26 protein-coding genes are annotated in these 25677 nt (G+C 57.2%); 16 read left to right on the forward strand and 10 right to left on the reverse strand.

What is annotated here, in order from left to right:
* Positions 1-20 precede the first annotated feature (20 nt).
* Both AC2FLU_RS00315 and AC2FLU_RS00320 read right to left on the reverse strand, forming a co-directional pair.
* Positions 21-1307, reverse strand: a complete 1287-nt coding sequence (locus AC2FLU_RS00315; RefSeq protein WP_480516520.1) for a homoserine dehydrogenase — start codon at positions 1305-1307, stop codon at positions 21-23.
* Between the two features lie 124 nt (positions 1308-1431).
* Entirely contained in the window at positions 1432-1680 is a 249-nt protein-coding gene (locus AC2FLU_RS00320; RefSeq protein WP_496811755.1) for a hypothetical protein, read from the reverse strand.
* 102 nt (positions 1681-1782) lie between these two features.
* Here AC2FLU_RS00320 and AC2FLU_RS00325 point away from each other — a divergent pair, with 102 nt between their 5' ends.
* The gene (locus tag AC2FLU_RS00325) at positions 1783-2370 is read left to right on the forward strand and encodes a TetR/AcrR family transcriptional regulator (RefSeq protein ID WP_480622370.1); all 588 of its coding nucleotides are present in this window, start codon (positions 1783-1785) and stop codon (positions 2368-2370) included.
* Positions 2371-2391: 21 nt separating this feature from the next.
* Here AC2FLU_RS00325 and AC2FLU_RS00330 read toward each other — a convergent pair whose 3' ends face one another.
* On the reverse strand, positions 2392-3303 hold the full coding sequence (locus AC2FLU_RS00330) for a pirin family protein (RefSeq protein WP_496808168.1): 912 nt from the start codon (positions 3301-3303) through the stop codon (positions 2392-2394).
* A gap of 157 nt (positions 3304-3460) precedes the next feature.
* Here AC2FLU_RS00330 and AC2FLU_RS00335 point away from each other — a divergent pair, with 157 nt between their 5' ends.
* Positions 3461-3940, forward strand: a complete 480-nt coding sequence (locus AC2FLU_RS00335) for a hypothetical protein (RefSeq protein ID WP_480476394.1) — start codon at positions 3461-3463, stop codon at positions 3938-3940.
* Here AC2FLU_RS00335 and AC2FLU_RS00340 read toward each other — a convergent pair.
* Genes AC2FLU_RS00340 through AC2FLU_RS00350 form a run of 3 tightly spaced genes read right to left on the reverse strand, consistent with a single transcriptional unit; the run spans position 3902 to position 6667 of the window.
* A complete protein-coding gene (locus AC2FLU_RS00340; protein WP_480516528.1) occupies positions 3902-4498 on the reverse strand; it encodes a TadE/TadG family type IV pilus assembly protein in 597 nt (198 codons plus the stop codon). The genes AC2FLU_RS00335 and AC2FLU_RS00340 overlap by 39 nt on opposite strands.
* Before the next feature lie 4 nt (positions 4499-4502).
* Complete coding sequence (locus AC2FLU_RS00345) at positions 4503-5033, reverse strand: TadE/TadG family type IV pilus assembly protein (protein WP_480516530.1); 531 nt, start codon at positions 5031-5033, stop codon at positions 4503-4505.
* The gene (locus AC2FLU_RS00350; RefSeq protein WP_496808166.1) at positions 5030-6667 is read right to left on the reverse strand and encodes a Tad domain-containing protein; all 1638 of its coding nucleotides are present in this window, start codon (positions 6665-6667) and stop codon (positions 5030-5032) included. The genes AC2FLU_RS00345 and AC2FLU_RS00350 overlap by 4 nt, the downstream gene beginning before the upstream one ends.
* 335 nt (positions 6668-7002) lie before the next feature.
* Between AC2FLU_RS00350 and AC2FLU_RS00355 the strand changes: the two genes are divergently transcribed.
* The 4 genes from AC2FLU_RS00355 (at position 7003) to rpoD (ending at position 12976) form a co-directional block, all read left to right on the forward strand.
* The gene (locus AC2FLU_RS00355; protein ID WP_496714545.1) at positions 7003-8433 is read left to right on the forward strand and encodes a Glu/Leu/Phe/Val family dehydrogenase; all 1431 of its coding nucleotides are present in this window, start codon (positions 7003-7005) and stop codon (positions 8431-8433) included.
* A gap of 119 nt (positions 8434-8552) precedes the next feature.
* Complete coding sequence (locus AC2FLU_RS00360) at positions 8553-8849, forward strand: hypothetical protein (RefSeq protein WP_480554631.1); 297 nt, start codon at positions 8553-8555, stop codon at positions 8847-8849.
* 80 nt (positions 8850-8929) lie between these two features.
* On the forward strand, positions 8930-10879 hold the full coding sequence (gene dnaG / locus AC2FLU_RS00365) for a DNA primase (RefSeq protein WP_496811756.1): 1950 nt from the start codon (positions 8930-8932) through the stop codon (positions 10877-10879).
* 114 nt (positions 10880-10993) lie between these two features.
* On the forward strand, positions 10994-12976 hold the full coding sequence (gene rpoD, locus AC2FLU_RS00370) for an RNA polymerase sigma factor RpoD (RefSeq protein WP_480476408.1): 1983 nt from the start codon (positions 10994-10996) through the stop codon (positions 12974-12976).
* A 178-nt stretch (positions 12977-13154) separates the two neighbouring features.
* Here rpoD and AC2FLU_RS00375 read toward each other — a convergent pair whose 3' ends face one another.
* Positions 13155-14174, reverse strand: a complete 1020-nt coding sequence (locus AC2FLU_RS00375; protein ID WP_496808165.1) for a helix-turn-helix domain-containing protein — start codon at positions 14172-14174, stop codon at positions 13155-13157.
* Positions 14175-14519: 345 nt separating this feature from the next.
* Here AC2FLU_RS00375 and AC2FLU_RS00380 point away from each other — a divergent pair, with 345 nt between their 5' ends.
* From AC2FLU_RS00380 to ribD, 6 genes are all read left to right on the forward strand, one after another.
* A complete protein-coding gene (locus AC2FLU_RS00380) occupies positions 14520-14957 on the forward strand; it encodes a thiol-disulfide oxidoreductase DCC family protein (protein WP_496808164.1) in 438 nt (145 codons plus the stop codon).
* 2 nt (positions 14958-14959) lie between these two features.
* The gene (locus tag AC2FLU_RS00385) at positions 14960-15505 is read left to right on the forward strand and encodes a DUF4166 domain-containing protein (RefSeq protein ID WP_480516541.1); all 546 of its coding nucleotides are present in this window, start codon (positions 14960-14962) and stop codon (positions 15503-15505) included.
* A 78-nt stretch (positions 15506-15583) separates the two neighbouring features.
* Positions 15584-15988, forward strand: a complete 405-nt coding sequence (locus AC2FLU_RS00390; protein ID WP_480476416.1) for a hypothetical protein — start codon at positions 15584-15586, stop codon at positions 15986-15988.
* Between the two features lie 21 nt (positions 15989-16009).
* Entirely contained in the window at positions 16010-16423 is a 414-nt protein-coding gene (locus AC2FLU_RS00395; protein WP_480476418.1) for a secondary thiamine-phosphate synthase enzyme YjbQ, read from the forward strand.
* Between the two features lie 120 nt (positions 16424-16543).
* Positions 16544-17014: a transcriptional regulator NrdR gene (gene nrdR / locus AC2FLU_RS00400; RefSeq protein ID WP_267367325.1), complete on the forward strand. Its 471-nt coding sequence runs from the start codon at positions 16544-16546 to the stop codon at positions 17012-17014.
* A complete protein-coding gene (gene ribD / locus AC2FLU_RS00405; RefSeq protein WP_496808162.1) occupies positions 17011-18111 on the forward strand; it encodes a bifunctional diaminohydroxyphosphoribosylaminopyrimidine deaminase/5-amino-6-(5-phosphoribosylamino)uracil reductase RibD in 1101 nt (366 codons plus the stop codon). The genes nrdR and ribD overlap by 4 nt, the downstream gene beginning before the upstream one ends.
* 2 nt (positions 18112-18113) lie before the next feature.
* Here the strand turns inward: ribD and AC2FLU_RS00410 are convergent, their stop codons facing one another.
* The 3 genes from AC2FLU_RS00410 to AC2FLU_RS00420 form a co-directional block, all read right to left on the reverse strand.
* Positions 18114-20114 carry a capsule polysaccharide biogenesis protein gene (locus tag AC2FLU_RS00410; RefSeq protein ID WP_496808161.1) on the reverse strand — a complete coding sequence of 667 codons (2001 nt, stop codon included), beginning with the start codon at positions 20112-20114 and terminating at the stop codon, positions 18114-18116.
* A 3-nt stretch (positions 20115-20117) separates the two neighbouring features.
* Positions 20118-21251, reverse strand: a complete 1134-nt coding sequence (locus tag AC2FLU_RS00415; RefSeq protein ID WP_480622381.1) for a polysaccharide biosynthesis/export family protein — start codon at positions 21249-21251, stop codon at positions 20118-20120.
* An 80-nt stretch (positions 21252-21331) separates the two neighbouring features.
* Positions 21332-22630, reverse strand: a complete 1299-nt coding sequence (locus AC2FLU_RS00420) for a capsule polysaccharide biogenesis protein (protein ID WP_480554637.1) — start codon at positions 22628-22630, stop codon at positions 21332-21334.
* Positions 22631-22771: 141 nt separating this feature from the next.
* On the opposite strand from AC2FLU_RS00420, the gene AC2FLU_RS00425 reads away from it, so the two are divergent.
* From AC2FLU_RS00425 to nusB, 4 genes are all read left to right on the forward strand, one after another.
* Positions 22772-23359, forward strand: a complete 588-nt coding sequence (locus AC2FLU_RS00425; protein WP_480476428.1) for a riboflavin synthase — start codon at positions 22772-22774, stop codon at positions 23357-23359.
* Between the two features lie 104 nt (positions 23360-23463).
* Positions 23464-24585 carry a 3,4-dihydroxy-2-butanone-4-phosphate synthase gene (gene ribB, locus AC2FLU_RS00430; protein ID WP_209504308.1) on the forward strand — a complete coding sequence of 374 codons (1122 nt, stop codon included), beginning with the start codon at positions 23464-23466 and terminating at the stop codon, positions 24583-24585.
* 2 nt (positions 24586-24587) lie between these two features.
* Positions 24588-25139: a 6,7-dimethyl-8-ribityllumazine synthase gene (locus AC2FLU_RS00435; RefSeq protein WP_209504307.1), complete on the forward strand. Its 552-nt coding sequence runs from the start codon at positions 24588-24590 to the stop codon at positions 25137-25139.
* Positions 25136-25618 (forward strand): transcription antitermination factor NusB, encoded by a 483-nt coding sequence (gene nusB / locus AC2FLU_RS00440; protein ID WP_209504306.1) that lies wholly within the window; start codon positions 25136-25138, stop codon positions 25616-25618. The genes AC2FLU_RS00435 and nusB overlap by 4 nt, the downstream gene beginning before the upstream one ends.
* Positions 25619-25677 lie beyond the last annotated feature (59 nt).

Genomic DNA, 25677 nt, shown 5'->3' on the forward strand with positions numbered 1-25677 from the left:
GTTTCATGCAGGCCGCAAGGTCAAACCGCTTCAATCCGCAATGCAACCGGGTCGCCTGCCACCACATCGGTTTCGCGGAAACCCTCCAACGCGACGTCTAGCGCCGTTCGGGTGGTCTTATGGGTGACGATCAGTACAGGCGCTGTGCTTTCGGCATGTGCATATTGGCGCATCCGGTCGATTGACACCCCGGCATTGCCCAGAATGGCCGCAACCTTGGCCAATGCACCAGGTTTATCCAGCAGGCCCAGTCGCAGATAATACGGCGCAGGTCGGCCGGTGACGGCGGGAACTGCGGTTTCAAGCGTGGTGGCCGGGCGGCCAAAGGTCGGGATTTGCAATCCGCGCGCCAGATCGCAGACATCGCCCATCACAGCGCTGGCTGTCGGGCCTTCGCCCGCGCCGGGGCCGCGCAGAACAACCTGCTCAACCGCGTCGCCTTCGATCACGACCATATTGGTGCCGCCTTCCAGCTGGCCCAGTGGTGAGTCACTGGGTACCAGGCAGGGCTGCATACGTTGCTCCAGCCCGCGCGCGGTGCGCTGCGCCACGCCCAGCAGCTTGATGCGAAAGCCCATGTCTTCGGCCTGGTCGATGTCGTCCAGGCTGATCTGCTGGATACCCTCAATCTCGATCGCGTCGAAATTCGGCTTGGTCCCAAACGCAATCGAGGATAGCAGAGCCAGCTTGTGCGCAGCGTCGATACCCCCAACGTCCAGATTGGGGTCTGCCTCCAGATATCCCAATTCGGCGCATTCATCGAAAAGGGCATTATAGCCCTGACGCTGCGACTGCATCCGAGTCAGGATGTAGTTGCACGTCCCGTTCATCACTCCCATCACGCGGGTGATCTCGTTACCCGCCAGACCTTCGGTCAGGGACTTGATCACCGGGATACCACCAGCGACAGCGGCCTCAAACCGGATCACACGACCGGCGGCCTCGGCTTTTTCAGCCAGTTCCTGCCCGTGGATGGCCAGCAACGCCTTGTTGGCCGTGACCACATCCTTGCCACTGGCCAATGCTGCTTCGACCGAGGCTTTGGCTGGACCATTCTCGCCACCCATCAATTCGACGTAAACGTCTATGTCATCGCGTTTTGCCAATGCAACCGGATCAGTTTCCCAGGCATAGTCCGACAGGTTCACGCCACGGTCCTTGTTCGGGTCGCGCGCGGAAACAGCCACGATTTCAATCGAACGGCCTGTACGGGCCTGCAACAACTCTGCATGGCGGCGGACGATCTTGACGACACCCACGCCGACCGTTCCCAAGCCCGCAATTCCCAGCCGCAGTGCCTGTGTCATGTCGTGGTCCTTTTCCGCTCGTATTTTCTGGTGTCGGATGCTTGTCCAATCAGCGCTGCCTTAGCGGGTTCAGGCCAAGGGTGCAATCCGTCACCGGGGGATAGTGGGGGTGATTTATGGCGCGTCAGTTGGTTTGCGCGTTTTGTAGCGCCTGCGCCTTTTGAGCCAAGGTATTGCTGCGTTGTGTCAGTTCGTCTTCGACGGCGGCCGCCTGATGGATCGGATCCACCGGTGGCCCCAAGGTTTCCTGCAACGGAACAAGGCGCGGGTAGGGGGCGGATCTGACCGCAGCCGGTTCGCTGCCTTCCAGCTCGGGAATGTCCGCACAGGCAGTGCAAAATAGAATAAGGGGCAAAACAGGCAGCAGTTTCATGTCGCAGGCTTTTCGGTCTTTGTTGCCCCATCGTGATGCACGTTTTGACGACATCGTTCAAGCGGGGTTCTATATGAACATCTGTTCATATACTGTAGACCTATGGCACGCACTCAAGGCTCACATTCCGACATAACCGGCCCGCGTATCCGCAAGGCTGCGCTGCACCTGTTCGCCCGCTATGGGTATGCCGCCGTCTCGATGCGGCAGATCGCGAAAGAGGTCGGGGTCCAGGCAGGCGCGCTTTATAACTATACGCCCGACAAACAGAGCCTTTTGCACCGGTTGATGCGCGAACACATGCAGGACCTGCTTGAGGCGCAAGATGCAATGGGCCGTTGCGACGATGCAAAAGACGCCTTGCGCCAGTTTATCGGCTTTCACATCCGCTTCCATTTGCAACGCCCCGACGAAGTTTTCATCGCCTATATGGAGTTGCGCAATCTTTCACCCGAAAACTTTGCTGAAATCGAAGACCTGCGGCGCCAATACGAAAACGTGCTGGAAAGCATCCTTGATTCAGGGCAGCAGGCCGGACATTTCGCAATTTCGGACACGAAGATTGCAACGCTGGCCGTGATTGCCATGCTGAATGGCGTGATGACCTGGTACCGCTCGGGCGGTCGCCTGTCTCTGGACGAGGTCGAGGAGATCTATTGGAACATGGTGCACAAGGCAGTGACGGCCTGACAAAGTCAAACCGTCACGCTGTTAGTGCGCGGGGCGAATGAACGTACCATTGCGCAGCTCGCGAAATGCCTGTTCCAGTTCGGCCCGCGTGTTCATCACGATGGGGCCATGCCAGGCGACGGGTTCGTTGATGGGAGCCCCTGAGATCAGTAGGAACCGCACGCCTTGGGGGCCAGCCTGAACGGTGATTTCATCGCCAGTGCCAAAACGGACAAGCGTGCGATCCCCGGACATGTCGCGGATATTGACCTCTTGCCCGCCGATTTCCTTTTCCAGCAGCACGCCAGTCGGCTGCGAGGCATCGGCAAAGGCGGCCTGACCCTGAAACACATATGCGAAAGCACGGCGGTACGTATCGATCCGGAAAGTTCTCTTCACACGCGCAGGGATGGAGATATCCAGATATTGCGGGTCAGCAGCTATCCCGTCTACAGGTCCGGTTTTACCCCAAAAATCACCTACGATCACCCGCACTGTCGTGCCATCGTCATCGGTGATTTCGGGGATATCCTTGCTTTGGACGTCCTGATAGCGCGGGGCGGTCATCTTCTGGTCCGAAGGCAGGTTGCCCCACAACTGGAAGCCGTGCATCTGGCCTGAGATGTTGCCGCTTGGCATTTCCTGATGCAGGATACCGGATCCGGCGGTCATCCATTGCACATCACCGGCGCTAAGCGTGCCGGTGTTGCCCAGCGAATCCGAATGTTCGACCGTGCCGGTCAGGACGTAAGTGATCGTTTCGATCCCCCGGTGCGGGTGCCAGGGAAAACCGGCCTGATAATCCTGCGGGCGTTCATTTCTGAAATCATCAAACAGCAGAAAGGGATCCAGTTCGGACGGGTCCTGAAACCCGAATGCGCGGTGAAGTTTCACACCAGCCCCTTCCATTGTGGGGATGGCTTTGCGTGTTTCCAACGTCGGTCTAAGGGACATGTTTGCCTCCGTTTCATCCGGGCAGCATGTAATCTCTGCGCCACAGCAGTCAATTTGCACAAAATAACCGGACCTGTGCGAAATTGTTTTGCAGCCAAACCCCTGTTGTTTCCGGCGCAAAATGGCTAGATCGAAGCGGATCAGACAGGAGACATCCATGCAGGACGACGTGTTGGCAACGATTCAGGCCTCATCCCCCAGACGATGGACCGGGGTAGGGATGCTGACAACGGTTGGAATGCTGGTTACCTATGTCGCGCTGGCATCGCCGCCCGAACCGGTTTGGCAGGTGTTTCTGTTTGTCGTCGGCGGTGCATCGCTTTGGCTGGCGCTTCGGGTCTGGCGCGCCACAGAAGACTGTATCGAATTGACCCGGACCGAGTTGCGAACGGGATCGGGTCAGGTCATCGCGGAAGTGGCCGATATTGAAACGGTAGATCGGGGTGTATTCGCGTTCAAACCGTCAAACGGCTTTCTGGTCCGTACGCGAAACAAAGCGGCGAACCGCTGGGCTCCGGGATTGTGGTGGCGGGTAGGTCACCGGGTTGGCGTTGGCGGCATGACATCTGCCGCCGAAGCCAAGTTCATGTCCGAAATTCTATCCGCTATTTGTGCAGACGAACGGGGTCCTGGATAAGTTACACGCAACTTCGTTGGTAAAGCGGGGACGGGTGAAGATGAAGTTCTCAAAAGTGATACCTGTCGCAAAGTCCCAACCCGGTCTAAACGTGGGGATGTACTCATTCGACGTTTCGACCAGAATGACCGTATCCTGATTGGGCATCGGCGGCAGGCGATCTTCGATTTCATCGATGCTGTTGTCGTCCCACTCATTGTCAAAGCCGCGAACGGTCGACCAGCGCACATAGTGGCGTTTATCGTCCTCATCGTAAACGATCAGCGAGACACGCATTTTCACGTCTGACCGGTTATTGATCATCTTGCCCGCCAAATCGTGCAGCGAGTCGATATACACATCTGTTACGGCCTGCGTTTCACGCGAAATCAGGTCGCTGATTGTATAAGCTGCCTTCAGATTGGACGCGCTTTGACGAAACCCCTCGAATGCTGTGAACGTGAACGTAATCGTCCATAACATCAGTGGAAAAATCATGAGGGCTTCTACGGTCAGAATGCCACTTTCGTCTTTCTTGAAGACTTTGACGCGATTTCTCAGATTTTGGAGTACAGACATGATCTTACAGTGGCTCCTGTACGAATGCCGTTGTTGCGGTCACCGCGTAGTGGCCGGTAGCGTCCGGGACAAGCTTGGCAATGGCAGAGGTCTCAAGAACCGGATCTATGCGCAGGCAGGCACGTAGGATCATCAACTCATTGGACTGGCCGCTCTTGAAATCCAGAACCGGCTTGGGATCTTCAGAACTGTCCGTGCAGGGGATGTCATCCGAAAGCAAGATACCAGCGAACGCGTCCTGCTTGACCATTTGCAGTCGCAAATTCCCTGTACAATCCTTGATTCCGGACACTTCGCAAATCCGATCCCTGATCACGTCGTGATTCCAGTCCGTACCTGTACCCAGCCGAATATCCCTTACGATCAGGTCAACCCCACGCTCCAAAGCAGCATGCCGCATTGTGATGATGGACAGTTCGGCTCCTGCCACGAGAAGCGCCAGGAAGAAGGGTACGAGCATGATGAACTCGATTGTCGCATTCCCTGCCTCGGATTGTCGAAACAGGCGTAGCATCGACAGCTTTCTGCTGATCATTGGGTTAGCCTCAGCTTGCGGATCGACGATGCGATGGATTCAAAGGCTTTCTCAAGGTTCAGGCCACTTACGTCATAGACGTGGCTGTCAGAGCTGGCACAGTCTTTGAGGGTCCTGTATCCGCTTCTGGGCGCTTCGAATGCGATACCGTAAACGATGATACCCTGATCTTTGGCCGCATCACAAATGTGCTTGGTGCGCTGGTTCTTGGCCGACGTTTCGACTTTCGCGTAGGCCTTGGAATACCATTCTGCCCAACCGCTGGACTGCCAGTAATAGTTGTACCGTGCGTTCCATGCCAAAGATACTCGGTTAAACAGTTCAGGATATGTCAACCGAACGGCTGTTCCGGGTTCTTCGTTCAGCTCTGTCTCAGGTTCCGGGTTTCCGTAGGGATGATCCGCCCAAACGTCCTGCTGAGGCCAGAAAAAATTCGGACGACCCTCAGAGTGGTACACGGTGTACTCATCAGCTTCCGGGTTGTACCAGACGTCTGACATACCTTCGCGCAGCGATGGGTTAAGCATGTATTGATCGGTGTTCTGACCATCGGTCATAACAATGGCGATTTTCAGAACGTCGGTGCCATAGTCCGAGGGACGGACCGAGAATTTTGATGGCACAATTGTTGTACCTGCATAGGATGGATCCTGTTCCAGTGACAGGTCGCGAACAATTCCGCGCATGCTCGGGTCCAGCAAGGCAGTACCCCACTTCATCCCAATATCGATTGATGTGTTCCCACCGGGGGTGAGGGACGCAATCTGGGCAAGCAGTTTGTTCATATTGTCGGTGACAGGGGTGATTGCACTCCCTGCGCGGACCGGACAAACGGGCAGGTCGATTGACCCTTCAGAATAGGTGAAAGGATCGAAATGGGCGGTGCGCTCCAACGTGTCATCCCGTTCCAGATCAGAATCGCTGTACTGTTCCGGAATGAAGTTTACGCAGTGCGAATAGCTGTGCTCCTGCGTGACATTCGTGAACTTGTCCAGGATTGATGCACCAGCGTTGACCTGCGTTGCATAAGGAACAATCGAGATTGAAATCTGTGTTTCGTCAGGTTTGTCTAGCATGAGCCTCACAAATTCCGACGCAGCTTCTCTCAATACCGCGATTTTTGTCTTTGATGGCGTGGCGGACGATTGAGACATGGAGCCGGAGATGTCGAGAACCAACGAGATTTCGACAGCGCCAATGGATTCTTCAGCCGCGCTGGTCGCAACAAGGCCCAGTTCGGTGACTTTGCCGAACCTCAGATAGCGGGTCGGCACAACCGCTTCAGCTGTAGCAGTTACTTTTTTGGAGCCGAAACCTTCGACGACCGTCGTAATGGCATTCAGATTGCCCAGCCCGGCCTTGTCCATGTAAGAATCGACGACCGCCTTGGCGGGAAGGTCCTGGTCGAGGTCTGCGGCGGCAAGCACAGCGCGGTCCAGTGTGGATTGCAGGCTAGCGCGGTCACGCTCATACTTCATGACATCCATGGCCATGCCGGTAATCGCCAGCATCAGGACCACCATAAACAATACGAAAATGGTGAAGACGCCATCTTCGTTCCGAGCGAACTGCACTAACTTGAACGTTTTGCGCTTCGGTTTCGAGCCGTCGTTACAAAGCAAGGAATTAAGCATTCTGGTTACTCCGCTTCACACGTCGAATTCGTGCGTCAAAGAAAAAGAGATTTGGGACAAAGTTAATTTTCAAACGTGGCGTGAATTGGGCGAAAAAGGCTTGGTTTTGGCCTTTTTACGCGCCCGAGGGGTATAATTCGGACCGTTTCAGGTGATCTGTCGATGAAATGAAAACAATTCGTTAAGGAGTTGGCCGATCTGAGCGACTCACCCTAGGGCAACTAAGCATGCGTTCATAAAATGATTAAAAAAAGTGCATTGTTTGATTGCAGCATGCCGTCAGTGGTGCGACAAAACGTCGTGACGTATCGTCATGTACCGCTACGGAGGATTTTATGACCGGCATCAAAGAACCCAGCTTTCGTGAAAGTGTTGACCTGATGTTCAACAGGGCAGCCGCCCTTATGGAGCTGCCGCCGGGGTTGGAGCAAAAGATCCGTGTCTGCAACGCAACCTACACAGTTCGATTTGGTGTTCGGTTGCGTGGTGAAATTCATACCTTCACCGGCTACAGATCTGTCCACTCGGAACATATGGAGCCGGTCAAGGGCGGTATTCGATATGCCACCGCAGTGAATCAGGACGAAGTCGAAGCCCTGGCTGCGCTGATGACGTATAAGTGCGCGCTTGTTGAAACGCCGTTTGGTGGCTCCAAGGGGGGGCTTTGCATTGATCCACGAGAATATGAAGAGCATGAGCTGGAACAGATCACGCGGCGATTTGCGTATGAGCTTGCAAAGCGAGACCTGATAAACCCATCGCAAAACGTGCCTGCGCCCGATATGGGCACCGGCGAACGTGAGATGGCCTGGATCGCCGACCAATACGCGCGGATGAACACAACGGATATCAACGCGCGCGCCTGTGTCACCGGCAAGCCCTTGAATGCGGGCGGCATTGCCGGGCGGGTCGAGGCGACCGGACGTGGCATCCAATATGCGCTGCGCGAGTTTTTCCGCCACCCTGAAGACATTCAAAAAGCAGGTTTGTCGGGCAAACTGGATGGTAAGCGCATTATCGTGCAGGGGCTTGGCAATGTAGGTTATCACGCAGCCAAGTTCCTGAGCGAAGAAGACGGCGCGCTCATCACCGGAATCATCGAATGGGATGGTGCACTATTTAATCCCGACGGCATTGACGTCGAAGCCGTGCGGCAGTGGATTGTCAAACACGGCGGCGTAAAAGACTATCCCGATGCGACCCATTCCGCTGAAAGTGCAGCAGTGATGGAGGCCGAATGCGACATTCTGATCCCGGCGGCTTTGGAGGGTGTTATTAACCTGTCGAACGCCGATCGGATCAAGGCGCCGCTGATTATCGAAGCTGCCAATGGTCCGGTTACCGCTGGCGCGGATGAAGTCCTGCGCAAGAAAGGCACAGTGATCATCCCCGACATGTATGCAAATGCGGGCGGTGTGACGGTGTCTTATTTTGAATGGGTCAAGAACCTTAGCCATATCCGCTTTGGCCGGATGCAGCGTCGACAGGAAGAATCGCGTCATGAACTGATCGTCAGCGAGCTGGAAAGGCTGGACCGGTACCTGGGCGATGCATGGTCTATGTCGCCGGACTTTAAGGCCAAGTACCTCAAAGGCGCGGATGAGCTTGAGCTGGTGCGCTCGGGTCTCGATGACACGATGCGCATTGCTTATCAGTCGATGCGTGAGGTTTGGCACAGCCGTGATGATGTCGAGGACCTGCGCACGGCGGCTTATATCGTGGCGATTGACCGTGTTGCGAAAAGCTACCGCGCCAAAGGTCTCTGAATCAGACAGGCGGGGTGATCAATTCGCCCCGCCTGCATCGGCTGCGGCTTGAATGTCCATGACAGCCCGTTAGGTTGACGGGCAATCTACGTCAAAGAAACGAATCTCCGGAGAATTCCATGTTGCGTATCGCTTTTGTTGCGGCTCTGTTGGCCACCCCTTTGGCCGCTCAGGAAACCAAGGAGCAAAGCTGCAAGTATCAAGCAGATGTGGTGGCTGCGATTCAAAAGGCGCGACTGGACCGTGTAAACGAACGTGACGTTGTACAAGCGGTGGCGGATAGCGGCCCGACATGGCCCGAAAACTACAATGCTGCAATCCCGCTGATCACACCTTGGGTTTATGAGCAAAAGATGCGGGATGTGCGCAAGAAAGACCTGGGCGCGGCGTGGCTTGAACTGTGCCTGCAACAATAATCCACAACCCGGCAATTTCCCTGTGGACAACCGCGCGCCATCCCCTTGGCGCGCGTTCCTGTTTCTGTCAGGTTTGACTCATGTCATTGCCCCCCGGATTTCTGGACGAATTGCGCACGCGGCTCAGCCTGTCTCAGGTTGTCGGGCGCAAAGTCATGTGGGACCAACGCAAGTCCAATCCGGGCAAAGGGGATATGTGGGCGCCTTGCCCGTTCCATCATGAAAAGACGGCCTCGTTCCACGTGGATGACCAAAAGGGGTTTTACTACTGCTTTGGCTGTCACGCCAAAGGCGACGCGATTAGTTTTGTGAAAGAGACCGAGAATGTCTCGTTCATCGAAGCTGTCGAGATTCTGGCCCGCGAAGCCGGGATGCCGATGCCTGCGCGCGATCCGAAGGCGCAGGAAAAACAGGACCACCGAACACAGCTGGCTGATGTGATGGAGCAGGCAGCGCAGTTCTTCCGCCTGCAACTCAAGACCGGGGCAGGAGCCGCCGCACGAGACTACCTCGCGCGCCGCGGGTTGAACGCGCAAGCACTGGACCGGTGGGAGATTGGATTTGCCCCGGACGATTGGCAGGCGCTTTGGGACCATCTGCGCGGCAAGAACGTGGCCGAGGACCTGATCCTTGGGGCCGGGCTGGCCAAGCCCTCGAACAAGGGCAAAAAGCCTTATGACACCTTCCGCAACCGCATCATGTACCCGATCCGCGACCCGCGCGGGCGTTGTATCGCGTTTGGCGGGCGGGCGATGGACCCCAATGACAACGCGAAATACCTGAACTCGCCCGAGACCGAGCTGTTTGACAAAGGACGCAGTCTTTACAATCAAGGCCCGGCACGTCAGGCGGCGGGGAAGGGTCAGCCGCTGATCGTGGCCGAAGGCTATATGGACGTGATCGCGCTGGTCGAAGCCGGCTTTGGCGCGTCGGTTGCCCCTTTGGGAACGGCCATCACCGAACATCAATTGCAACTGCTGTGGCGGATATCGGACGAGCCGATCATTGCGCTGGACGGCGACACAGCAGGTCTGCGCGCGGCGATGCGGGCGGTTGATCTGGCTTTGCCGCTGCTCGAAGCTGGAAAGTCGCTGCGGTTTGCCCTGATGCCCGAGGGCAAAGACCCCGACGACCTGCTGCGCGTCGATGGGGCAGGCGCCGTGAAGGCCGTGCTGGATGGAGCCATTCCGATGGTCAAGCTGCTGTGGCAGCGCGAGACCGACGGCAAGGTGTTCGACAGCCCCGAACGCAAGGCGGCTTTGGACAAGTCCCTGCGCGAGAAAATCAAGCTTATCCGCGACCCATCGATCCGGGCGCATTATGGGCAAGAGATCAAGGATCTGCGCTGGCAATTGTTCCGTCCGCAACGGCAGCCGCAATCCCGGCAATGGCAACCGCGCGGCAAATGGGTGCCGCCAAAACAGCCCGCCACGCCCGGCGCACGGTCCTCGTTTTTGGCCTCGTCCGAGAATGCCGAGATTCAACTGCGCGAAGCGGCCATTCTGGCTATTGCCGCGCTTAACCCCCAAGTCGTCGTGCATTTCGAACACCAAATGGAAGAAATGGAATGCCGTGATCCCGATCATGCTGCATTGCGAACTGCAATCCTGCGCCACGCGATCGATGACCCGGACAATCTGAAGGACCACATTACCGAAACTTTAGGGCCCTCGGCCCTTGAAAACCTGCTGGCCCTTCGCCATGTCGCCGTAATCCCCTGTGTGTTCAAACCAGGCGACGTCGAAAAGGCCGAGATGACACTGGCCGAAGAACTCGCGAAAATCAAAGCGCTCCGGGGGTTGGATGCTGAGATTGCCGAAGCCGCAGAGGAGTTGTCCGATCTGGCCGATGAGGCGCTGACATATCGGCTGGCGCAAGCGGCAGAAGAACGCAATCGGACAAGCCGAAGCCAGAATGAGGACAAGGCCATATTCGACATCGCCGACAACGGGGCGCGAATCAACCGCGACGAGAAAGACGCGTTCGAGGCGATTATGTCCGGCATCAAATTCGAGCGGAAACGCCGGTAAAATGGTGTTTTCGTAAGGCACTGGAAAAGAAAAACAGGTAAACGGGTGGTCGAATCACTTCTACGCGCTAATGATTCGGTTCAAACGAATCACCCATCCCTGCAGGAGCATTGAATGGCCGCCAAAGATACGACCGAAGATAGCAAATCCGACGAGCAGGAACAGGAAATCTCGCTGGACATGAGCCAGGCCAACGTCAAGAAGATGATCGCCGAGGCCCGCGAGAAAGGTTACATCACCTACGATCAGCTCAATCAGGTATTGCCGCCTGATCAGGTCAGTTCGGAACAGATCGAAGACGTTATGTCGATGCTGTCCGAGATGGGCATCAACATCATCGAAGATGAAGAGGCCGAAGAGGAAGAGAACAAAGGCTCGACCGATCTGACAACCACAGAAAGCAACCGTGAGGTTGCGTTGGCAGGGGCCGCCACCGAAAAGCTGGACCGCACCGACGACCCTGTTCGCATGTATCTGCGCGAGATGGGTTCGGTTGAACTGCTCAGCCGTGAGGGCGAGATTGCCATCGCCAAGCGGATTGAAGCAGGGCGCAACACCATGATCGCAGGCCTGTGCGAAAGCCCGTTGACCTTCCAAGCGATCACCATCTGGCACGATGAATTGTTGTCCGAAGACATTCTGCTGCGGGATGTCATCGATCTGGAAACCACGTTCGGCAACCAGCTGGACGAAGACGGCGACGCGCCAGTCGTTGATGCGTCTGCCGTGCAGGCTGCAAAACCTGCAAGAGAGGCCGGGCCGGAACTGGATGCGGATGGCAACCCGATCACCAGCGACGACGATGATGACGAAGACGATCAGGTTAATATGTCGCTAGCCGCGATGGAAGCGGCATTGAAGGATCAGGTTCTGACCACTCTGGAACGGATCTCTACCGATTTCGCGATGCTGTCTGAAATGCAGGACAGCCGTATCTCGGCCACCCTGAACGAGGATGGCACGTTCAGCGAAGAGGACGAGGCGACTTATCAGAAGTTGCGGGCCGAGATTGTGCAACTGGTGAATGGTCTTCACCTGCACAACAACCGGATCGAAGCTTTGATCGATCAGCTTTACGGTATCAACCGTCGCGTTATGGCGCTGGACAGCTCGATGGTGAAGCTGGCCGATCAGGCGCGGATCAACCGTCGCGAGTTCATCGACGAATACCGCGGCCGCGAACTTGACCCGAACTGGCTGGCCGAGATGGCGGAAAAGCCGGGTCGGGGTTGGCAGATGTTCATCGAACGCTCGACCGCGAAGGTCGAAGAGCTGCGCAACGACATGGCTCAGGTCGGCCAGTATGTGGGTCTGGACATCAGCGAATTCCGCCGCATCGTTCAGCAGGTCCAGAAGGGCGAAAAAGAGGCGCGGCAGGCCAAGAAGGAAATGGTCGAAGCCAACCTGCGTCTGGTGATCTCGATCGCCAAGAAGTACACGAACCGCGGCCTGCAATTCCTTGATCTTATTCAGGAAGGTAATATCGGCCTGATGAAGGCGGTAGACAAGTTCGAATACCGCCGCGGCTATAAGTTCTCGACCTATGCAACGTGGTGGATTCGTCAGGCGATCACGCGTTCGATCGCGGATCAGGCGCGCACGATCCGTATTCCGGTTCACATGATCGAAACGATCAACAAGCTGGTCCGGACCGGCCGCCAGATGCTGCACGAGATCGGCCGCGAACCGACACCCGAGGAACTGGCCGAAAAGCTGCAAATGCCGCTTGAGAAGGTTCGCAAGGTGATGAAAATCGCCAAAGAGCCGATTTCGCTGGAAACGCCGATTGGTGACGAAGAAGACAGCCAGCTGGGTGATTTCATCGAGGACAAGAATGCCGTGCTGCCTCTGGACAGCGCCATTCAGGAAAACCTCAAGGAAACCACCACACGGGTTTTGGCCTCGCTCACCCCGCGCGAAGAACGTGTGCTGCGGATGCGTTTCGGCATCGGTATGAACACCGATCACACGCTTGAAGAGGTGGGTCAGCAGTTCAGCGTGACCCGCGAACGTATTCGCCAGATCGAAGCGAAGGCGCTGCGGAAGCTGAAGCATCCCAGCCGATCCCGAAAACTTCGGTCCTTCCTGGATCAATAATTTCCAAGGCGCCTCACCCGAGGCGCCTTTTTTCAATCAAGGCGCTCTTCACGATGGCCTGTTCTCCCATCACATTGGCGGGAACGCACAAGGCCCGGACCTTCTGTCCTTCTATATCCGTTTTGTCCACTCATGGGACGGGCCGGGGCGAGGTTTTTCAAGCTGATGACCCCCGGTCTCACGTCCGTATCGGGTGTGCCAATCGCGTCTTGAACGCGCTGGGCGGCTGGCCTGTCCAACGTTTGAAAGCGGTCGAAAATGCGGCCTGATCCGCATAGCCCAGCGAATAGGCGATTTCGGACAAGGGCATTTCATTCTTGATAAAGGTCTGCGCCAGGTCGCACCGCAGTTCGTCGACAACATCGCGATAGCTGGTGCCTTCATCCCTGAGGCGCCTGCTGAAGGTTCTAAGGCTCATCCCCAGATCAGTCGCGACGCTTTCGGCCTGCGGGATTGCGCCGGGCAGGGAACGGGTAACCAGCCCTTCGACATTGGAGCGGGTCAGATGTTTGGGCGCGCCTCTCTCAGAAAGCAGGCGATCTGCATATCCCAGCAAGTGCTCTCTGAGTTGGGGGTCATATGTCGGCACAGGCAGGTCCAGCGCGGAAAGTGGCAGGATAATCTCGAGGTTCTCAGCCCCAAAGGTCACAGGAAAACCGGCAAGCTTCTCAAATCTTCGGGCGTGGTCGCCGACCCTGTGCTGAAACCGAATTTCTATCGGATAGAGATTGACTTGCGTCAGGTTCCGCATTCTGGCCAGGGCAGCAAATATCAGGAACTCGGTGCGTCTGTGATACCGCGCAAATCCGGGGTCTTTCCACTCGGCTTCCAAGGTCGCAAAGTTACCCGCGACGCGCAGGTTAAGCGCGATGGCAGGGTCGATGATGCCGTGAAAGCGCGAAAGGTTCTCCATCACCTGTTTCAGATCGCGGGAATACTTGCTGATATAGGCGATCACGGTCGAGGCTGACGTAACCTCAAGACCCGTGCGAGCCGCAAACGTGACGTCGTGGGTGGCGTCACATGCATAACGGATAAACAAAGCCTCGCTTTGTACGCTGTAGGTTGAGACCGGCGGCGCGATATCCTGAGGGCGCAGCCCTGCCATCTTCAGGACATTACAGGACATATCGCCATTTCCGGAATAGCGGTCCAGTGCCTGAACAAACAGATGAAGTCGGCCGATATCGACATCCATCGCGAAGCAGTACCTCAAATTTTCAAATACATAAGCGGACTATTACAGAATTCTCTTTCATGATCGACGGTGCTGACAAGTCGATTTCACACAGAAACAAGCCATCGGTGGCAAATTCTCGAAATTTATTGACCGGTATGGACAAGCGTCGCCATGTGCAACGAACCAATTCAGTAATGTTGCCGGGTCCAGACCTTTATGGGGATGAGGTCAGAGCCTCGGGGAAATCACCAGCCTCTGGTCAAGGCTCCCCGGCACGCCCCCATACCTTTCGTACATGTCGCATTGCTTCGCTCAGGTGGTTTTGTCAGGCTGGCTTTAATTCAAAAATACCGGTGAAAAACCTTGAAAGATGTTTTTGAGAATACAGGGGTTTATGACCAAAACCTGATTGTGTTTGACGGCGAATGCGTGCTGTGTTCGGGGTTTTTCCAGTTTATGCTGAAACGTGACCGGCGCCATGTTTTCCAATTTGCCACGGCGCAGTCCCCGCTTGGGCAAAAACTGTACCGAGATCTCGGCCTTCCCACACAGGATTTTCAAACCAATCTGGTGGTCGTGGATGGCGCTGTTTTTCAGCATCTGGATGCATTTTCTGAGGCGATGCGACAGTTGCGCGCTCCGTGGTCGCTGTTATCAATATGCCGGTTTCTGCCTCGGCCCATCAAGGATCCGGCCTATCGCTTGATCGCACGAAACAGATACGCGTTCTTTGGGCGTTCCAAGACATGTCTGGTTCCCTGTCCCGATATCAGGGCTCGTTTTGCCGAAAACGGGTACTAGCGATGGGAGATCCCTTTCTTAAGGCGATAGGATCGACCGAAAGGTTGCCAAGGGCGGTTCGAGTTCTGCACACGAGCGAGGGCTACTTTACGGGGCGCTGCGACATCGAACGTGGCAAAGGGCTATGGGTTGCCCTTGCAACACGTCTGGCCGGATTTCCGCGAAGCGGCAAAGACGTCCCCGTTTCTCTGCACATTGGTGCAAATGGCGAATTCTGGTCATGGGACCGGAATTTCGCGGGCCACAAAACCCGATCAACTCTGAAATATGATACGAAAAGAGAGTGTGTTCGGGAATCTTTCGGCTCGATCTCAATCTGGTTAAAGCCCATTTGGCGGGAAAACGGAATGGATATCAAAATCCTCCGCCTGACCGTGTTTGGTATTCCGATGCCAGCTTTTACCTTGCCGCGATCAAGAACGCGCGAATGGCAGGACAAAACGGGGCGCTTTCGGTTTGATGTGTCTGCTGGCGCGCCGGGACTGGGAATGTTGATCAGGTATCAGGGATGGCTCACGCCGGTTCACGTATCGCACGAGACAGATTAAACAGAACGTGAGCGACCCTGTGCCGACGAAGCTAATGGCCTAACCTTTTTGACACACACAATCAGGGAAGTAATGACAATGAAACATACACGGACATTTGCCGCGATTGCCGCCCTGGCGTTCAGCATTCCCATGGCTGCTGACGCAGCGCCGCACGGGTACCGGACCGAGCCGATAAACGCCACTGACTTCGAGGTTATTCCGCGCGGCGACCAGCGTACCGAAGGATACTGGTGCGCGGCAGCGGATTATGCACGGCGTACTTTGGGCGCGGGCTGGCGCGATCCGATCTACGTGTTGCGCGGGTATGGGCCAAGCGTCACCACAGGGCGTAAAACAGCGGTTCAGTTTTCGATCAAGCCGCCACAGAATGTCGGTGCGCAGCCAAGCAGCTTTGTTTCGGTTGGTTTTCAGCCGGGGTACAGCATGTCTGTACAAGGCGCGAATGCCAGGTGTAACTATCGACCGTTCTTTAACGACTGACAAAACGGCGAGACACCGTGAATGCAGACTGAATTTGTAATACAGACCCAAGGTTCAGGTCTTTACGAGTTCACGGCCGAGTTGACGCATTGGCTGGGGCAGGTGGCGACGGATGGCTTACTGACGCTTTTCGTTCGCCACACCTCCTGTTCGTTGCTTATTCAGGAAAACGCGGATCCCGAAGTTCAAACCGACCTTCGGGCGTTCTTCGAAAGGCTGGTGCCGCCATCCAATCACCCGTCAATGTCGTATCTAAGGCATACTTATGAAGGCCCCGATGACATGCCCGCGCATATAAAAGCTGCGCTGTTGCCTGTATCCTTGTCGATACCTGTGTCGCAGGGTCGCCCATGCCTTGGAACATGGCAGGGGATATATCTGTTTGAACACCGCACGGCACCACACCAGAGACGGATTGCAGCGCACCTGGCCTGACCCTTTATCTAGCGGTTGAAATTTCCGACTACCCAAATCCTAGTTGCTGCCCTATAGTTGTGGATAAGTAAGTCGCAGCGCTTACAAAAAGAGGCGGAACAAGGGACGAGGAGACGGCGGATGCGCTGCCCGTTTTGCGGAAATATCGATACTCAGGTAAAAGATTCACGTCCGGCAGAGGATCACGTGGCAATCCGCCGACGCCGGTTCTGCCCGGCCTGTGGCGGGCGGTTCACGACCTATGAACGTGTGCAACTGCGTGATTTGGTTGTCATAAAGACCAATGGGAAGCGCGAGGATTTCGATCGCGATAAACTGGAACGTTCGATCCGTATCTCGATGCAGAAACGGCCAGTTGATCCCGAGCGGATCGATCAGATGATATCGGGTATCGTACGTCGGCTGGAAAGCATGGGCGATACGGATATCCCGTCCCACAAGATCGGCGAGATCGTCATGGAAGCTCTGGCGCGGATCGATACCGTCGCTTATGTTCGCTTTGCGAGTGTGTACAAGAATTTCCAGGCGGCCGATGATTTTGAGGAGTTTGTCCACGAACTGCGCCCGCCGCAGCCACCGACGGACGAGTGAGCGAAACAGATAAGCGATTCATGGCGCTGGCCCTGTCACTGGGGCGGCGCGGCCAGGGGATGTGCTGGCCAAACCCTGCAGTGGGTTGTGTTATCGTGCGCAAAGGCCGGATTGTCGGGCGCGGTTGGACCCAGCCGGGCGGTCGCCCCCATGCCGAGACCGAGGCTTTGGCGCAAGCCGGGCAGGCCGCGCACGGTGCGACCGCCTATGTAACTTTGGAACCCTGCGCCCATCACGGCAAGACACCCCCCTGTGCCGAGGCTTTGATTGCTGCGGGTGTCGCCCGTGTCGTGGCCGCCGTGGAAGACAGTGATCCGCGCGTCGCAGGGCAGGGCTTTGCCAAGTTGCGCGAGGCCGGAATTAAGGTCGTAACAGGTGTCCTCGCAGAGCAGGCGGAACGTGATCTGGAAGGCTTCTTCCTGAAGACGGAACAAGGCCGACCTTTCGTGACCCTCAAGCTGGCCAGCAGTTTTGATGGGCGGATCGCAACCTCGACCGGACACAGCCAATGGATTACCGGGCCACAGGCGCGTCGTGTTGTCCATGCCATGCGTGCGCGTCACGATGCGGTGATGGTCGGAGCGGGTACTGCGCGGGCCGACGATCCGTCACTGACGGTTCGGGATCTTGGCGTTGAACATCAACCGGTGCGCGTTGTCGTTTCGCGCCATATGGACATATCCCTGATGGGACATTTGGCCCGCACAGCATCAAAGACACCTGTCTGGCTCTGCCATGCGCATCACCCGGACGCCGAGCGCGCGAAAGCCTGGGAAGGACTGGGCGCAAGGCTGATCCCATGCGCGTTGAAAGATCATCAGATTGACGCGGTCGATCTGCTCCATCAGTTGGGGCAAGCCGGTCTGACCAGCGTCTTCTGCGAAGGGGGGGCGGCGGTGGCGGCGTCACTGCTGGCAGAGGATCTGGTGGATGAACTGGTCGGATTTACTGCCGGATTGACCATCGGTGCCGAGGGGCTGGCGGCAGTTGGAACATTGGGGTTAACGACGCTGGACGCGGCGCCAAGATTCGAGCTGATGGAAACCAATAGGGTGGGTGGGGATATCCTGCACCGTTGGCGCAGGGCGTCTGACTAGGTTTAGCGCCACAAGTGCGCATGTGTCGCAAACACGCCCTGAAGTTTTGACAGAACACGATTGAAGGGACCGGTCGGGGCACAAGTGCCCTGCGCCAGACGTTCAACGGCAACCTCGACGGGGCAGGGTTGCCCCGTGACCGGGTCGAAATAGCGAGGGTAATCAATCAGGGTGGCATGGACGAGGCCCATCAACGTCGGTCGCGCACCACGCCGGGCAGGAACAGCCCCCAGATCCGTGGTCAGCCCCCAACCCGCATAAAAGGGCGCGCCCAGAGTTGTAACCTTCACGCCGCGCAGCAAAGCTTCGAACCCCAGAAGCGACGTCATGGTCCATACTTCCTGCACGTGCAGCAACAATGATGCGGGGTCTGTTTGGGTTGCGACGATGTCGGCAATTGCCTCGGCATCGATCCTGCCTTCGCGCAAACTCGCTTCGACATCGGGGTGGGGTTTGTAAATCAGGATCGCGTCGGGATTGGCGTCCCGCGCAGCTTTCAGCAGGTCCAGATTGTTGCGAACCGCGCTGGTACCCAACAGGATCGAGGCATCGTCCTCGACCTGTCCGGGCACAAGAATACGATGGCCTTCGGGCAGGGGGCTGGTGGGATTGCCGGTATTGTATTTGCTCAAGCCTGCGGCCAAGAGGTTCTCGATAAGACGCTCTGCGCGCAGGTCCTGATCCGGCCTCAACGTTTCACGCGAAGTGATCAACTCTTCCAACTGGCTGGGTTTTGTCGGGTCGTAATAGATACCGAATTCGTCCGTCACCAGCGACAGTGGCGGGACCAGTGCCGCCCCAAGCCCGCGTGAACGCAGGAACCCGTCTTCGACCCGAACCGCCCCTTCGGTGTTCCTTGCCTGGCTGGCCCAGACCATGTGGGGGCGGTCCGGTGTGCCGGGTTGAGTTGCCGTGAAGCTCAGCTTTCCATGTTGCCCGAAAAACTGTTGCAAATGCCTGCGTTTCCACAAGCGCATCCCGGATGCCGTCCAGCCGTTTTTGTCCTGTCGCCAGGCGCGGGTCTGTGCCTCTAACGTGTCCAGTACCGTTTCCAGCTCGCACAGCTGATCGCGATAGGGATCGTACCAAGTCGGGTAAAGCAGCATGGCGGCCGCGAACAATTGTGCCCGTGTTAGGCTGCGCTGACGACGCGGAACGGGGCGGTCATCCTGCGTCAGGCCCCATCCTGCATAGAAAGGTTGGCCGAAAACACGCGGTTTGTGGCCAGCCAGAATTGCCTCAAACCCCAGTTGCGAGGACACGGTATAGACAGCGACAGCCCCTTCAAGCAACGGCCATGGGCTGATCGGGTCGCTGAACTGCGATATCCGGTCTGACAGGTCCTGATTGGTAAAATGCCCCTGACGGTGACCAGCCAGTGTTTCAGGATGCGTCTTGATCAGGATACGCGCGCCGGGGTTTTCCTCCTGCGCCAAGACAAGCATTTCAAGAAACCGGGCGCGGTCCGCTCCGCTTGCTGTTACCGACGCATCGCCAACCGTCTGATCAATCACCAAAACATAACCCGGATCGGGTGGGTCAAGATCGAGATCGAAGGCGGAATACTTGCTGAGGTTAAGCTCCCTGATCCGCGTGATCGCGGCGCGGGCCCGGTTCAGCAGGGCCGTGTCATCCAGCGGGTGCGTGGCCAGCACTGTTTCAAGCTCAGACGGCGTGGCGGCATCGAAATGCAGGCCGGAACGATCCAGCAACAGCCCCAAAGGGGGCTCGCCATTCCGGCCCGGGTGCAGAGATCTGAGAAAGGCGTCCTCGACCCGCAGAACCGGGGCAGCGTGTTTTTCGGCGATCTTAAGGCCGCGATGTGCTGTCGGGCTGTTACCCCAGACGCCTACGCAATCGCCGTCTTTGGGATATCCCAGACGAATGTCGTAACCCGAAAGCGACAGGATTCGTCTCAGACGTTTCTGGGTCAGAAAGCCGCCGTTATAGACGAACAGCCGATTTTGCCCGCTCCCGGCTGACGTGTCGGGATCGGGCCTCATGCATCAATTGCCAGTTAGGGTGGCAACGTTTGCAACGGGTGTCAGACCGCCTGCGATAAGTGAGATCGATTTGCTCCATTGTGCATAGGGCGCTTCGGTCACGTAGATCGTATCATCGTCCCGGATCACGAAATCGCGTGCAATGAACAGGCCGTTGGGGGCTGTCAGGTTCAGCAGGTAGATCATGCGCTGATCCCCTTTGAGGTCGGCGCGTCCGGTGATACTGCGGGCGACATCCTGACGTTCCTTGCGCAGGATAAAGATACCCGTTGGATCTGAGGACAGCGTCAGCAGACCACCGACCTGTGCCAAGGCTTCCAGTGCCGACAGGTCCTGGCTTTCAAATGCCACGCGCGACTGGCCCCCGGTTGCGCCAAGGGCGATATACGATCTGCTGTCCTCTTCCACCAGAATGCGGTCGCCACCGCGCAGGGCGACGTCCAGCTTGGGGTTGCGAAACAGGTCCTCGTACCAGACGGTACCCTTCTGATCGCCCCGGATCAGGGTCACCAGCGCGATGTCAGACGCGACCGAGACTCCGCCTGCCTGGGACAACATACCAAGCAGCGACCGGGTTGGCCGTTCAATCGGATAAATGCCCGGCGCGGCAACCGTGCCCGTCAGCGAGACGGTGGACCCGTCACCAGCGACGCGCCGCACTTCGACCTGCGGGTCCGGCGTTTGCTCCTGAAGCTTGTCTGTGATCAGAACGCGCAGCTGTTCCGGCGTGTTTCCCGCAGCCCGAATCCGGCCTGCATAGGGAACAAAGATAAATCCGTCGCTGTCGACCTGAACCTCATTCAACGCGGTTGCAAGACCGGTTTCGCCGGACAGAAGGCCATCGTCGACGTTTTCCCAGATGGTCAGCCCCAGCACGTCGCCAGGGCGGACGGTATCCGCGGTCAATGTCTGGGCACTGCTAAAGGAGGAAGAAAAACCATACTGAGGAATAGCGGATGTCGCGCGTGTGACGTTGTCATCAACTTCAACGACAAATGCGTTGCCCCCTTTTTGAACTGAACCGGCCAGAATTTCGGATTTGTTCGGTCCGGATTTTGGCAGCTGGCACGCGGCCAGCAGGCCAATTGCAGCCACAAAGGACACGCCCCGAATCCATCGCCTAGGAGAGACTTTCACCGCCCGATATCCTCAGTCTTTTGTAGTTGCGTGCAGATTAGCTGGTAAGTTGCTTAACTTCCAGTCACACACCACCCGTTTCATTCGACGACTTTCAACTGTGTCGTTCGCGCCTCGTTCGTATTCAGAACCGATTGGTAGGGATCGTTGGTGTCCAAAAGCATATCCACGGCGCGGCGCAGCAGCTGACGGCGCCCTCGTCTTGAATAGAACCCGCCGGGTACCTGACTGGTTTCCAGAAGAAATTGCCGATAACAGCGATAGGCTTCGGAATCGGGGCGGCAAGGATCGGCAAAAAACGCCGCGATCGGCTGCTGCGAGACGAAATCGGGTTTGTCATAAACCGAACGCCCGAAAATGCGCAATGGAATGCCCCGCCACAGGACCTGCTGTCCGGCGGTGGAATTCACGGTGACGGCCGAATTCGCCTCATCCAGCAACCTGGCCAGCTTGCCGCCCGGCACATAATGAACCCGGTCGTCGATGCCGTGTTTTCTGGCAATCTCGCGAGCCCGGCGTCGCAACGGTTCGCGATGGTTTTCCAGGGGGTGTTCCTTTACCACCAGCCTGTGATGGGTCGGCGCGCCTTGCGCAAATCCTTCGATTACCAGCTCAAGAAATTCACACATGCCCGAAAAGCTGGAATGAGCTTTCACCGAGCTGTCATGCCCAAGCTGCAACAGAACGAGGTGGTAGGGGTATCCGCCCCATCTGACCCGCGCCGTCGCCACACTTCGCTGAAGACGATGAAAAGGCATCAAAAACAGGCGCTTGAGGTACAATCTGAATTCTTGCGAGACAGGTAATTCCCTGTGCGGTTGAAAGTTTCGGTAGCGGCTGTTCAGAGTCATCACGAACCAATGATAAAGGGCGCCATAGAAGATATGATGCCGCATGTCTCCCCAATGCGACGGGGGCGGCGGCGCCTTTCGGTCGGACAGGGCCATGGCCTGACGCATCTGCTGAACGTCCAGCGTCATCAGCCGGGAATTTCCATTTGACCCGTCCCGCTCATAGGTCACCCACCAGGGGCGCAGATACCCCTCCTCGAATACATGTACTGTAACTCCGCAAGACCGTGCGATTTCGACCGCACGCGCATGTATGGGTCTGGTGTCGCCATATAGTACAATGTCCGTAACAGCTTTTTCAGCGATTAAAGAGGACAGTGTTGCGGGCCAGTTTTCCGGTTTGTCCTGAAACGGGATGTAACTTGCTTTGTCAAACCAGAACGCCTGATCGCCTGCATTGAATCCAACTCGCCAGACCCGAGCCCCCGTCGCGCGCAACATACGCCCCAAGGCCGGGAAAAAAGGTCCGTGCGGGCCCTGAAGGAACAGGAAGACACGATCATGAGACCTTAAAGGCGGGTGCTGCATCCGAACTGCTCGTATTGTTGTTGTTGCCAAAACTATGCCCGTTTGGTCGGTGTACGGCAAGGCAGGGCTTGCCCGCGCGGCCCGTTGGCCTTACCTCGACGGTGATAGTCAGGCACAGGTTAGAAACTGAGGGTTAACGGAATGTTTACAGGGATCGTCACCGACATGGGCACCGTCGCCGAGCTGGAGCAGCAGGGTGACCTGCGCGCGCGGATCAAGACCGCCTATGACACTGCGGGCATCGATATCGGGGCCTCGATTGCCAGTGACGGTGTGTGTCTGACCGTGATCGCGCTGGGCGACGATTGGTATGATGTCCAGATCAGCGCGGAAACCGTCTCGAAAACCAATCTCGACACATGGACTGTCGGCAAGCGTGTCAATCTGGAACGTGCCCTGAAGGTTGGTGACGAACTGGGCGGTCATATCGTCTCGGGCCATGTGGATGGCGTAGCCGAGGTGATCGCGATCAAGGAAGACGGCGACAGCACCCGCGTCACCCTGCGCGCACCAAAGGATCTTGCACGGTTCATTGCGCCCAAAGGGTCGGTGGCACTGAATGGCACATCCCTGACGGTCAATGACGTGACAGATTGCGATTTCGGCATCAACTTCATCCCACACACCAAAGAGGTCACCACCTGGGGTGACGTGCAGGTCGGTGACCGGGTCAATCTTGAGATCGATACGCTGGCCCGTTATGTGTCGCGTCTGGCCGAGATGTCCTGATACGATACGTCGCGTCGGAGCAGACCTGCGCCGTTTGTGGACTGGTCTTTGTGCCCTCAGTGGTCTATTCCGCCGTTCAAACATGCCATGCGAAAGGCTGCCCAATGAGCTTTGAGACACCCGGCCCGGTCGAGGCCCGGCTGCGCGACGCGATCAGCCCGATCGAAGACATTATTGAAGAGGCGCGTGCGGGCCGGATGTATATTCTGGTCGACCACGAGGATCGCGAAAACGAGGGCGATCTGGTGATTGCTGCCGAGTTCGCCGATGCCGAGGCCATTAACTTTATGGCCACCCATGGCCGTGGCCTTATCTGTCTGCCGATGACAGCAGAACGTGTCGAAGCGCTTGGGTTGCCGATGATGGCGGTGAACAACTCGTCCCGGCACGAAACCGCATTCACCGTGTCCATCGAAGCGCGCGAAGGGGTCAGTACCGGGATCTCGGCCGCCGACCGTGCGCTGACCGTGGCAACTGCGATCAACGAGCAGAACACGATGGCCCATATCGCAACGCCGGGCCACGTCTTCCCCTTGCGCGCCAAGCGGGGTGGGGTGCTGGTGCGTGCCGGTCATACCGAGGCTGCCGTTGATATCTCGCGTCTGGCCGGTCTGAACCCCTCGGGCGTGATCTGCGAGATCATGAAACCCGACGGCACCATGGCGCGTCTGCCCGATCTGGTTGAGTTTGCGCAAGAGCACAACATGAAGATCGGCACGATCAGTGACCTGATCGCCTACCGGTCGCGCAATGACAATCTGGTGGTCGAAACCTCGCGTCAGATGGTGACGTCAGAATATGGCGGCGAGTGGGAGATGCGGCTGTTCACCGATCAGACCCACGGCATCGAACATGTGGTCATGATCAAGGGCGACATCACCACACCCGAACCGGTGTTGACCCGCACCCATGCCCTGCACGAGGCCCCCGATATTCTGGGTCTTGGTCCGAAATCCTCGCGCGAACTGCCGCGCGCCATGGAAAAGATTGCTGAAGAAGGACGGGGCGTGGTCTGCCTGTTCCGTCAACCGCGCAACTCGCTATACGCCACGGGTGACGAGGGGCCGCGCACCATCAAACAAACCGGTCTGGGGGCGCAGATCCTGTCCAAGATGGGAATTCAGGAACTGGTCCTGCTAACCGACTCGCCGCAAACCGTATATCTGGGGCTTGACGCGTTTGGCCTGTCCATCGTCGGCACCCGTTCGATTCTGAAGGAAGACTGATCATGGCTGCTCAAGACGAACATGGCGTTCTGCCGACACCGACATTTGACAAGCCGGTCAAGCTGCTGATCGTGGCGGCGCCGTTTTATCGTGCGATTGCCGATAACCTGATCACGGGCGCGAAGGCCGAAATCGAAGCCGCGGGTGGCACCTGCGAAGTGGTCGAGGTACCCGGCGCGCTGGAAATCCCAACCGCCATCGCTATGGCCGACCGTCAATGCAACTTTGACGGCTATGTCGCGCTGGGCTGCGTCATTCGCGGTGAGACCACGCATTACGAAACCGTTTGCAACGACTCCAGCCGGGCCATCCAGTTGATGGGCCTGCAGGGCCTGTGCATCGGTAACGGCATTCTGACCGTAGAAAATGACGCGCAGGCCGAAGTCCGCGCGAACCCCAAAAAGATGAATAAAGGGGGTGGGGCTGCTGCTGCGGCCTTGCATCTGATCGCGCTCAGCCGTAAGTGGGGCTCTTCCAAAAAGGGCGTTGGTTTCAAGCCGCCGTCCGAGTCCATCCTTGTGGCGGGCGACAGCAACGGACCCTCGACAGCATGACCAAGACAGACGCGCCGAAACCGGCCAACCAGAAACGCCTGATGAAATCCGCCGCCCGGCTTTATGCCGTGCAGGCGCTGTTCCAGATGGAACAGTCCGGGCAAACGACCGAAGCTGTCGTGAACGAGTTTCTGGATCACCGGTTTGGCGCCGTCTATGAGGGCGAGGAGATGCTGGACGGCGATATCTCGGTTTTCAGGTCCCTGGTTGACAATGCGGTGAACTATCAGGCGGCCATCGACCAGATGACTGACCGTGCGTTGGTGGCCAAATGGCCGATCGCGCGCATCGATCCGACCCTTCGTGCGGTGTTCCGTGCCGCAGGTGCCGAGCTGACCCAAAGCGACACGCCGCCAAAGGTTGTCATCACCGAATTCGTCGATGTGGCGCGTGCGTTTTTTCCGGAAGGCAAAGAGCCGAAATTCGTCAATGCCGTGCTGGATCACATGGCGCGCGAGGCACAGCCCGAGGCATTCTGACGCCTTTACGAGAACCAAATATGCGCTAACCTGAATGTCATAGCGCAAAGAGGTTCGCC

It is taken from the genome of Ruegeria sp. SAZD013, assembly GCF_059612525.1.